Below are 10,491 nucleotides of genomic sequence, written 5' to 3'. Positions count from 1 at the left end.
CGACCAGCGCTTCGACGATCTTGCGCAGCTGGCGCACCGGAATGCGCTCGATCAGCAGGTTCTGCAGCACGCGCACCACCACCGACAGCGGCAGCGCCTTGGGGGTGAGGTCCTCGACCATCTTGGGCGCCGTCTTGGCCAGGGTTGCCAGCAGCTGCTGCACTTCTTCGTGGCCGAGCAGTTCCGGGGCATGTTCGCGGATCAGGTGCGACAGATGCGTGGCCACCACGGTGGCCGGGTCGACCACGGTATAGCCCATCGATTCGGCATAGGCGCGCTGATGCGGCTGGATCCAGGTGGCGTCCAGGCCGAACGCCGGGTCCTTGCCGGGAATGCCGTCGAGCTGGCCGAGCGCACCGCCCGGGTCCAGCGCCAGCTCGCGGTCGGGGTAGATTTCGGCGGTGGCCACCGGCACGCCGTGCACCAGCAGCCGATACGCGTTGGCGGACAGCTCCAGGTTGTCGCGGATATGCACCGGTGGCACCAGGAAACCGATGTCCTGGGTGAGCTTGCGGCGCACGCCCTTGATGCGCGCCATCAATTCGCCGCCCTGGTGCTTGTCCACCAGCGGGATCAGCCGGTAGCCCACTTCCAGGCCCAGCGGGTCGATCGGGCGCAGTTCGTCCCAGCTCAGTTCCGCGCTGGCCTGGGCGGCAGTGGCCGCCGCAGCCGCCTGCGGGTCGGCGGCCGCATCGCCTGCCGCCGGCGCCACCAGGCTGCGCTTGTACATTTTCCAGGCGATCACGCCCAGGATCAGGCCCAGCGTCAAAAACGCGACGTTCGGCATGCCCGGCACCAGGCCGACCAGGCCCAGGATCGCCGCAGCCACCGCCAAGGCGCGATGCTGGCCGAACACCTGGCTGACCATCGCCCCGCGCATGTCCTGCGCCCGCGAGGCGCGGGTCACCAGCAAGGCCACCGAGGACGACACCAGCAAGGCCGGCAGCTGCGCCACCAAGCCGTCGCCGATCGACAGCAGGGTGTAGGTGGAGGCGGCATCCACGAAGCTCATGCCGTGCTGGAACATGCCGACGGCCATGCCGCCGACCAGGTTGATGAACAGGATCAGGATGGCGGCGATGGCGTCGCCGCGGATGAACTTGTTGGCACCGTCCATCGCACCGTAGAAGTCGGCTTCCTCGCGGACTTCCTCGCGGCGGGCCTTGGCTTCCTCGCGCGTCAGCAAACCGGCGTTGAGGTCGGCGTCGATGGCCATCTGCTTGCCGGGCATGGCGTCCAGGATGAAGCGCGCGGTCACTTCCGACACGCGCCCGGCACCCTTGGTGATGACCACGAAGTTGATGATGGTCAGGATCGCGAACACCACGATACCCACGGCGTAGTTGCCGCCGATGACGAACTGGCCGAACGCCTCGATGACCTTGCCGGCCGCGGCGTGGCCGTCCTGGCCGTTGATCAGGATCACGCGGCTGGAGGCGACGTTCAGCGCCAGCCGCAGCATCGTGGTCATCAACAGCACGATCGGGAAAATGGTGAATTCCAGCGGGCGCTGCACATACACCACCGCCAGCAGCACCATCAGCGAGATGGCGATGTTGAAGGTGAACAGCGCGTCCAGCACCGGCGCGGCCAGCGGCACCATCAGCATGGCCAGCATGGCCATCAGGGCGAGCGGGGCACCCAGGCCGTTGCGCAGCAACTCCATAACGCGGCGGGCGTTCATCGGGGCGGGTTGGGCGCTCATGCGCTGGCCCCCTTGCCGAACTCATCCACGTCCAGCGACGGCAATTCCGGCATCGGGCCGCCGTTCCACCCGCGCAACTGGTAGACGTAGGACAGCACCTGGGCCACGACCGAATAGAGTCTCACGGGAATTTCCTTGCCGATTTGGGCTTCCCTATACAAGGCGCGTGCCAAAGGCGGGGCGGTGACGATCGCGACCCGGTGTTGTTCGCCCGCTTCGCGGATGCGGAAGGCCATCTCGTCCACGCCCTTGGCCACCACGATCGGGGCGCGCATCTTGCCGCCTTCGTACTTGAGCGCCACCGCGTAGTGGGTCGGGTTCATCAGCACCACGTCGGCCTTGGGCACCGCTTCCATCATCTGCCGCTGCGACATCTGCATCTGCATCTGGCGGATGCGGCCCTTCACCTCCGGGCTGCCCTCGCTTTCCTTCATCTCGCGCTTGATCTCTTCGCGGGTCATCTTCAGCTTCCGCAGCCAGTTCCACTTCTGGTACGGCGCGTCGATGGCCGCCAGCAGCACCAAGGCGCCTGCGGTGTAGAACAGCAGGCTCTTGGTGAAGTCCAGGCCGTTGCCCACCGCCTGTTCCAGCGGCTGGTTCACCAGCGCGCGCAGGCCGGGCAGGCTCTTGGAGATGCACAGCCAGGCGGCCAGGCCGACGAACAGCAGGCGCAGCACCGACTTGACCAGCTCGGCCAGGCTGTTGCTGCCCCACATGCGCTTGATCCCGTTCATCGGGTTGAGCTTGGTGAGGTCGGGCATGATCGCCTTGCTGGAAAAATGCAGGCCGCTCATCATCAGCGGCCCGGCCAGCCCGGCCAGCAGGCACACGCCGATCAGCGGCAGCATCACCCACAGCAACTGCAGCAGCAGGTCGCCGAAATGGCCGAACAGCGCCATCGGGTTTTCGCGCATCTTGGGGTCGGGGCTGAGTGCGGTCTTCATCCAGACCGCCGCGCCATCGCCAATGCCGCCGGCCAGTGCCATCAACCCGAACACGCCGGCGCCAAACACCGCGGCGGTGGACAGCTCACGCGATTGCGGGAAGTTGCCTTGCTCGCGGGCCTCGCGCAGGCGTTTTTCGGTGGGAAGCTCTGTACGCTCGCCGCCGTCTTCGGACTCGGACATGGGGGTGCCGGTGGGGGATTACGCCCGTTGATGCAAGCGGCATTCCAGAACCGCGACCGCCAGCCCCGGACGCCGGCAGCGACACAGCGTGCCAAGCTGCAGGCGGCGATCGTCCTGGACCGTTCACCCGCTTTGCCGCTCTGCCGCCAGCTCGCCCAGCGGCCGAGCAGGGCACGCGCAACGCGCCGACGCGCCCCACGGGGAGCCTGGGTCCCCGGTGCATGGGCCGCGCGCTCAGGCCACCGAAATCTCCGGTTCCTCCGGCTCGATGCGGTTGCGGCCGTGGCGCTTGGCCCGATACAAGGCCGCGTCCGCACGCGCCAGCAGGGTGGCGGCGGTGTCGCCGACGCGGTACCACGCCACGCCGATCGAGCAGGTCACCTGCAGCGCGCGCGCAGCGCCTACTTCGTAGGGCGACAGGCTGATCGCCTCGTGGATGGCGCGCAGCCGATGCTGGCCCTGACGGGTCATGCCGGGCAGCAGCAACAGCAGTTCTTCGCCGCCGTACCGGCCCACCTTGTCCGAATCGCGCAGGCAGGCGGTAAGCCGCGCGCCCACCTTGGCCAGCACCGCATCGCCGACCAGGTGGCCATGTTCGTCGTTGACCTGCTTGAAGTGATCCAGGTCGATCAACACCACCGCCAACGGCTGTTCGGCTTGCGCGCAGGCCTGCAGTTCCTCGCCCATGGCCTCGAGAATGCCGGAGCGGTTGAGCAGGCCGGTGAGCGCGTCGTGGCTGGCCTTCAGCGCCAGCGCGGCGCGTGCGCTTTCCAGCTCGTGCTTCTCGCGTTCGAGCTGATAGGTGCGCTCGGCCACCAGCTCGGCCAGCATGCGCTCGCGCGCCATCAAATGACGGTGGCGCCAGCTCCACAGGCCGATCAGCAGGCCGCTGCCGATCAGCAGGTACAAGGCAATCGCCGGCGGGCTGCGCCACCACAGCGGCGCCACCGCAAAGGCCAGGTCCACGACCGGCGAGGCGGTGCGCCGATAGCGGTCCAGCACCTGCACCTGCAGGCGGAAGTGCCCGGACGGCAGCGGTGGTTGGTCGATCGACAGGTCGTCGCTCTGGATCCATTCGTCGTGCAGGCCGAGCAGGCGATAGCGCACGGTCAGGCGGCTCGGGTCGTCGTAGACCTCCATCGTGGACAGTTCGATATGCAGCGGTTTGTCGCTCCAGCCCAGCAGCTGCCCGCTGCGGATCGGGACGCCGCCGCGGCTGACGCTGTCGATCCGCACGCTGGGCTGGCGATCGTCGAACAACCGTGCCGGGTCGGCCAGATGGCTGACGCCGCGCGCGGTGCCGATCCACACCGACCCATCCGGATCCTCGGCGAACGCCGCTTCGGACACGTCGTCCCAGATCAGCCCCTGCGACTGCGACAGATGCGCCCAGCGCTCGCCGTCATAGACCTCCACGCCACGCGCATGGCCCACCCAGATCCTGCCCACGCTGTCGCCGCGCAACAGGTACACACCCACATCGCGCAGCGCGTCGTCGCTGATGGCCTGCAGGTCCACACCGTCGGCCAGCACCATGCCGTGCCAGACGCCGGGGCGGTAGAAGGCCAGCCACACTTCGCCGCTGTCGCTGATATGGAACTTGCTCACCCACGGCTCGGCATCGCCACCGTTGACCTTCACCGGCACCTTGGTCCAGTGCGCGCCGCGCAGCCGGAACAGACCATTGGCGCTGGACACCCACAGCGTGCCGTCGGCGGTCTGCTGGATATCGGTGTAGGCAATGGCGGGCATGCCGGCAACCGGCTGCAGCGCGCCGCCCTCGAGCGGGCGCTCGATCACGAACAGTCCGCCGGCGGTGAGGATCCATAGCCGGCCTTGCCGATCCAGGAGCAGGCGTCTGGCGGTGCGCGGGAGTTTGGCCACCTCGGCGTTGCGACCATCGGGCCAGAAGCGCTGCAGGTGGCCGGCCGAGTTGAGCGTCCACAGGCTGCCGTCGCTGCTGCGCTGCATGCCCACGATCTGGATGCCGGCTTGCGGCAGCGCCGGTGCAAAGCGTCCGCCCGGGTGCGCCTGTCGTCCCACGCCGTGCTCGTTGCCGACCAGCAACGCGTGCTGCGCATCGCGTGCAATGGACCAGGTCGGGGCGGGCGGCATGCCCTGTGTGGCGTCCCAGTTCTCGATCCATTCGTAGCCGGCCCAACGCACCAGGCCTTCGCCGTCCACGGTCATCCAGAGGTCGCCGTCGCGATCGACCACGATCGCGTCGCTGCTGCCCGGTGGCAGCCCGTTGCCGGCGCCGAAGGTCCGCCAGCGGCCGTGTTCCCAGCGCACCAGGCCATCGTTGCGGCGCACCAGCACGCGTCCTTCGCGATCCAGCACCAGCGGTGCCTGTCGTCCGACCGTGCTGCCGTCCAGCAGCGGCAGCGGCCGCACGCGGAAGCGGTCGTCACCCGGCGCGCGGTGGAGCAGGGTCCCGGCGCCGCGGGCCCACAGCCCGCCGTCGCGATCGCGCAGCACGCTGGACCAGCGATCCTCCGGCACGCCCTGGTCGGGGCCATAGACCTGCACCCGGCGTTGCGCGTCGATGGCGCACAGCTTGCGCGCGCACCCCACCCACAGGGCGTCGCCCTCCACCGACAGACTCATCGCCTTGGACAGTTCCGGCACCCGCACCCGCGTGGCGGTGTCCAGTAGGTAGTCGCTATGCCACTTGCCGTTGCTGCGCGGGCGCAGCACCTCCAGTTCGCCGCCGTTGAGCATCACGGTGCCCCACGACGGGCTGGCCAGCAGTATGCCGTCCTGCAGATGCTCGGCCTCGTCGCGGGCAAGCTTGCGGAAGCCATGTTCGTCGCCGACGAACAGCGCCTGGAACCCGGCAACCCACAGGCGACCGTCCGGCGCTTCGCTCATGGCGGTGATCGGTTCGTTGCGCAGGCCGTCCAGCGGAACCTGCTGAAAGATGCGGCCGTTGTAGCGATACAGGCCGCTCTCGGTGCATACCCACAGCAGGGTATGACGGGTCTGCAGCAGGCAGGTGCCGGCCAGGCCGAGCAGGCCCTGATCGTGGGCGTAGCGCCGAATGCTGGCGCTTTGCGCACCAGCCAGGTCCGCAAACGACAGCAGGGCCAACAGCAGCACCGCGGTCAGCGGTGGCACTCGGCCTGACGACCTCGATTGGCGGTGCAGGAACCCCACGGGCGTTTCGATCTCCCACGCATCCAAGCGTATGGTCCGCGCCCTCGCGCGGACGTCTCACGCTTGCCATTGGCGGCCCCATCCCAGGCCACGATCTATCGACTAGCGGCTGTGCATGCGATTTACTTTAATTGCATTTGACAATCGATCGACGCGGTGAATCAGCGGGCCGGACCGTGCCGCAGTCCTGTCGTGGAACGGCCGAGACCAGCGTCAATGCACGATCTGGATCGCGGTCAGGGCTTTAGCGCAAAACTGGACGCCAGGGCGGCGGGGGGCTGGCGCGGCGCATCCATCACGCCGCTGGCCAACCAGCGCGCCGTGCGCTGGACCGGCACTTGTGGCAGCGAGGGCGCGCACGCCATGTCGGTGCACACGCCGGCCCTGCGCAGCGTTGCCACCGCGCTGCGCCGGTCGGATCAGTCGAGATGACCGGCCGGTGCGGCAGGGCGCACCGGCCCATGGTCGTAGTCGATGCGATTGCGGCCGCTGCGCTTGGCGGCGTACAGCGCTGCATCGGCGCGGGCCAGCAATTGTTCGAGGGTTTCGCCGGGCTGGAACCAGGCCACGCCGATCGAGCAGGTGACATGCAGCCAGCCGCCATCGATGGGGTAGTCGCCGCAGATGCCGCGGTGCAGGGCATCCAGCCGATGCGTGGCCTCCTGCGTCAGCCCCGGCATCAGCGCCAGCAATTCCTCGCCGCCGTAACGGCCGATGCGGTCCTCGCCACGCACCAGCGTATCCATCCGCCGGCCCACCCCGGCCAGCACCGCATCGCCGGCCAGGTGGCCGTGCTGGTCGTTGACCAGCTTGAAATGGTCCAGGTCGATCAGCACCACCGCCAACGGCCGCGCCGTCGCATCGGCGCGTTCCAGCATGTCGCGCAGGGCCGCGAGGATGCCGGCGCGGTTGAGCAGGCCGGTGAGTTCGTCATGGGTGGCCTTGAGCGCGAGCGCGGCACGGGCCGATTCCAGATCGCGCTTGTCCTGCTCCAGTTCGGCGGTGCGTTCGGCCACCAGCTGCTCCAGCTCGTGCTTGCGGCGTAGCAGCTTGGCGGTACGCCAGCGCAGCAGCGCGATCACCGCTGCAATGGCCAGCACCCCATAGCCGATCAGTGCGGGGATGCCGCGCCACCAGGGTGAGCGCAGCACGAAGTGGAACCGCGCCACGGCGCTTGCGCTGCGTTGATAGGCATCCAGCGCCTGCACCTCGAGCGTGTAACGGCCCGGTGGCAGCAGTGGGTAGGTGAGATGGCTGAGCGAGGTGGTGGTCCAGCGCGCCTGATGGCCTTCCACGCGATAGCGGAAACTGATCCGCTCGGCGCCGCCTTCGACGCCAGGCGTTTGAAGCTCGATGTCCAGCGGCGTTTCCGACCAGTCCAGCGCGCTGCCGGCCCGGACGATCTGGGTGCCGCGACGGACCTGGCCGATCTCGACCTTGAGCGCCTGTGCCGCAAACAACCGCTGCGGGTCGCGCAGATGGCTGAGCCCTCTGCTGCTGCCGATCCAGATGCTGCCGTCGTCGTCTTCCAGAAACGCATTGGACGCGAGGTCGTCCCACAGCAGGCCTTCTGCACGGGTGATGCGCGACCAACGTCCATGCTGGTACAGATCCAGTCCCTGGCTGCTGCCCACCCATAGCCGTCCCTTGCGATCGTGACGCAGGATGAATGGCATCACCCTGGACAACAACGGGTCGTCCACCGCCTGGACCGGCAGGCTGCCGTCGGCCTGCAGGCGGCCATGCCATAGCCCGGTTTCGCGCAACGACAGCCAGATTTCGCCATCGGGTGCGAAATCGATCTGGTACATGTCCTGCGTGGGCAAGGTCCCGGTGACCGGCACGTGCACCCATGTCGTGCCGTCACGCCGGTACAGACCATCGCCGGTGGCGGCCCACAGGCGGCCTTGGGGGTCCAAGTCGATGTCACCAATGAACCTGTTCGCCATCGCCGGATCGGAGGCCAGCGCGTAAGGCGGGCTGGCTTGGCCGTGCCCCAGCCCGCGCGAGGTCGCAATCCAGACCGAACCGGTGGCGTCGAACAGGATCTTGTAGCCCGGCCGCGGCAGATCCATCACCTGCCGGGTCACTCCGGTGACTGGATCGCGCCGCGCGATGGCGCCGGAGTAGTACGACAGCCAGGCCGCGCCGTCCGGTGCCACCGCGATGTTCAGCGTCTGCGACAACGGCTTGCCATCCTCCAGCCGCCACGGCTGCGCACGCACGGCGTGTCGCGCGAGCAGGTTGGCACCGCCGTCGGCGCCCACTGCGAGCGTGCCGTCGGGCAGGCGCTGCATCGACCAGATGGGCGCCGACGCCATGCCCTGTGCTTCGGTGAGGTGCTCGATAGTGCCGTAGCCGAGCAGGCGCTGCAGCCCGGTCCCGCGCGTGCCGATCCACAAGGTCCCGGTGCTCTGGAACAGCAACGGGCCAACCATCGCATCCAGCTGCAGGCCCTGATCGGTGCCGATATCGGTCCAATGCGAACCGTCCCAACGCACCAGGCCGTGATCCGACCGCGTCAGCATGCGGCCATGCGCGTCTTCCACCATCGTGGTGGCGCCGGACATGGTTTCGAAGCTGTTGTGCGGATTGGCCGGACGCTCCTGGAAACGGGAGGCGCCCGGTTCGCGCGACACCATGATGCCGCCGCCGCGCAACCACAGCCGGCCGCCACGCTCGCGAAAGATCACGCGCCACCGCCTGGCCGGTACGCCATCGGCGTCGGACAAGGTTTCGACCACGGTGCCATTGGCGTCCAGACGACAGACACCGGCATTGCAGGACACCCACAGGAACCGGCCATCGGCCAGCAGGGTAGGGCCGGTCTTCAACACGGTGCCATCGCGCGTTTGCAGTGTCAGCGTCTGCACCTGCCAGGAACCGTCGGCAGCCGGCGTCAGCGCCAGCAGCGCGCCATCACTGATGACGGCCACGCCATTGCGGTAGCGCGCGATCACGTTGCCGGCATCGGCCCTGATGCGCTTGCCCTCCTTCAACACCTGCACGAACCGCTCGCCGCTGCGCACGAAGACGCCATTGGCGGTGGCAACCCACAGCCGCCCCGCATCGTCCAGCGTCAGCGCGCGCGTATAGCGGGCATCCAGCCCGCTCTCCCGCTCGACGGGAATGAAGCGGTCGCGTTCGAAGCGGTGCAGCGCCAGCTCGGTCGCCACCCACACCTCGCCGCGCCGGTCTTCGACCAGCCCGTTGATGGTCATGCCCTGCAAACCGTCTGCCTGCCCGTAATTGCGAAGGCTGTAACTCTGTGCCTGCGCGCCGGTCATGCAGGCCAGCAGCAGCGCAACCGCCAGCAGCCACAGACGCGCCCGCGACGCAGCGCGTCGCGAAGCAGGGCAGGCGAACAGCGCTGAGATGAGCATCGGTTTCCGCGGAAAGAGGGGTATGCCGATTGAACGGGCCAATCGTCCCCAGCGTTGACGGCGACCGGTTACAAAACTTGAGGTGTGGCGCGGTCAGCCCGTCAGTTCTCTGGCGGCGTCGAAGGCAGTGTCGAACATGCGTTGCACCGGCGGGGCGAATTCGCTCGCAAAGCTGGACAACAGGAACAGTCCCAGCAACACCGTCAGCGGCAGGCCCAGCTGCATGGGGTTCAGCGCCGGTGCCGCCTTGGCCAGAGCGCCGAAGGCCAGGTTGACCGCCAGCATCGCCACCATCATCGGCAAGGCCAGGGTCAGCCCGCCGCGCAGGATCTGCAGGAACAATGTCGGGGCGACCTCGGCAAAGGCGCTGGCATCGGGGATTGCGGTGCCGATCGGCAGCGCCTTGTAGCTGTCCACCAGCAGCGCGATCACCGCCAGGTGGCCGTTGGCGGCAAAGAACAACAGCCCGAAACCGATATAGAACCACTGTGCGATCACGCCGGAGGTCACCCCGCGCATCGGGTCGGACATCTGCGCGAACGACAAGCCGGTGGACTGCGACACCAGCTCGCCGGCCAGCGCGCCCGCCTCGAAGATCAGCTTGAGCATGAAGCCCATGCTCGCGCCCACCGCCAGCTCGCGCGCAATGCTCAGCACTGCGCTGGCGGTGAACCCGTCCCACTCGGGCACCGGCGGCAGGATCGGTGCCAGCGCCATCGCCAGGGTCCCGGTCAGCATGACCCGCACCCGCCCGGGCACCGCGCGCGTGCCGATCAACGGCATGGCGGTCAGCAACGCCCCGGTCCGCAGCATCGTCCACATGATCGCCCCGACCATCGCAAACGCGCGCTGGCCGTCGATCACCATCTGGGTGGCAGCATCCATCCGCGCCGGCCCGCTAGCCGATCAGATGCGGAATGCGCTGGAACAGCGCGATGGTGAACTCCACCAGGTGCCCCAGCAGCATGCTGCCGGTGGCAAACAAGGTGGCCGTCAACGCGACCGCCTTGGCCACGAACGCAATGGTGGGTTCGTTCAACTGGGTGGCGGCCTGCACCACGCCAATGACGACACCAACCACCAGCACCGCCAGCAACATCGGTCCGGCAATCCACAGGAC

Annotated in this window: 7 protein-coding genes; 1 reads left to right on the top strand and 6 read right to left on the bottom strand. The window is 68.1% G+C overall.

Going from position 1 to position 10,491, the window contains the following annotated elements; translation table 11 throughout:
• The 3 genes from OZ10_RS17100 to OZ10_RS17090 all read right to left on the bottom strand — a co-directional run.
• Positions 1 to 1,684, bottom strand: a 1,684-nt coding sequence (locus tag OZ10_RS17100; RefSeq protein ID WP_202903032.1) for a flagellar biosynthesis protein FlhA, incomplete at its 3' end; no start/stop codon positions are given.
• 17 nt (positions 1,685 to 1,701) lie between these two features.
• Positions 1,702 to 2,832: a flagellar biosynthesis protein FlhB gene (gene flhB / locus OZ10_RS17095; RefSeq protein ID WP_039566121.1), complete on the bottom strand. Its 1,131-nt coding sequence runs from the start codon at positions 2,830 to 2,832 to the stop codon at positions 1,702 to 1,704.
• Between the two features lie 234 nt (positions 2,833 to 3,066).
• Entirely contained in the window at positions 3,067 to 5,988 is a 2,922-nt protein-coding gene (locus OZ10_RS17090; RefSeq protein ID WP_039566123.1) for a ligand-binding sensor domain-containing diguanylate cyclase, read from the bottom strand.
• 216 nt (positions 5,989 to 6,204) lie between these two features.
• Here OZ10_RS17090 and OZ10_RS17085 point away from each other — a divergent pair, with 216 nt between their 5' ends.
• The gene (locus tag OZ10_RS17085) at positions 6,205 to 6,420 is read left to right on the top strand and encodes a hypothetical protein (protein WP_039566118.1); all 216 of its coding nucleotides are present in this window, start codon (positions 6,205 to 6,207) and stop codon (positions 6,418 to 6,420) included.
• Here the strand turns inward: OZ10_RS17085 and OZ10_RS17080 are convergent.
• The 3 genes from OZ10_RS17080 to OZ10_RS17070 form a co-directional block, all read right to left on the bottom strand.
• Entirely contained in the window at positions 6,408 to 9,371 is a 2,964-nt protein-coding gene (locus OZ10_RS17080; protein WP_039566115.1) for a ligand-binding sensor domain-containing diguanylate cyclase, read from the bottom strand. The genes OZ10_RS17085 and OZ10_RS17080 overlap by 13 nt on opposite strands.
• A gap of 93 nt (positions 9,372 to 9,464) precedes the next feature.
• Positions 9,465 to 10,256, bottom strand: coding sequence for a flagellar biosynthetic protein FliR (fliR, locus tag OZ10_RS17075; protein WP_039566112.1), 792 nt, complete (start codon positions 10,254 to 10,256; stop codon positions 9,465 to 9,467).
• 13 nt (positions 10,257 to 10,269) lie between these two features.
• On the bottom strand, positions 10,270 to 10,491 hold a 222-nt coding region (locus OZ10_RS17070; protein WP_039566110.1), incomplete at its 5' end, for a flagellar biosynthetic protein FliQ.

It is taken from the genome of Xanthomonas cannabis pv. cannabis, from assembly GCF_000802365.1.
In the GTDB taxonomy this organism is placed as follows: Bacteria; Pseudomonadota; Gammaproteobacteria; order Xanthomonadales; family Xanthomonadaceae; genus Xanthomonas; species Xanthomonas cannabis.
This window is presented reverse-complemented; position numbering and strand designations above follow the sequence as displayed.

Coding starts and splice junctions, on each gene's coding strand:
- flhB (WP_039566121.1), bottom strand. CDS start 2,832: ATGTCCGAGTCCGAAGACGGCGGCGAGCGTACAGAGCTTCCCACCGAA.
- OZ10_RS17085 (WP_039566118.1), top strand. CDS start 6,205: ATGCACGATCTGGATCGCGGTCAGGGCTTTAGCGCAAAACTGGACGCC.
- OZ10_RS17080 (WP_039566115.1), bottom strand. CDS start 9,371: ATGCTCATCTCAGCGCTGTTCGCCTGCCCTGCTTCGCGACGCGCTGCG.
- fliR (WP_039566112.1), bottom strand. CDS start 10,256: ATGGATGCTGCCACCCAGATGGTGATCGACGGCCAGCGCGCGTTTGCG.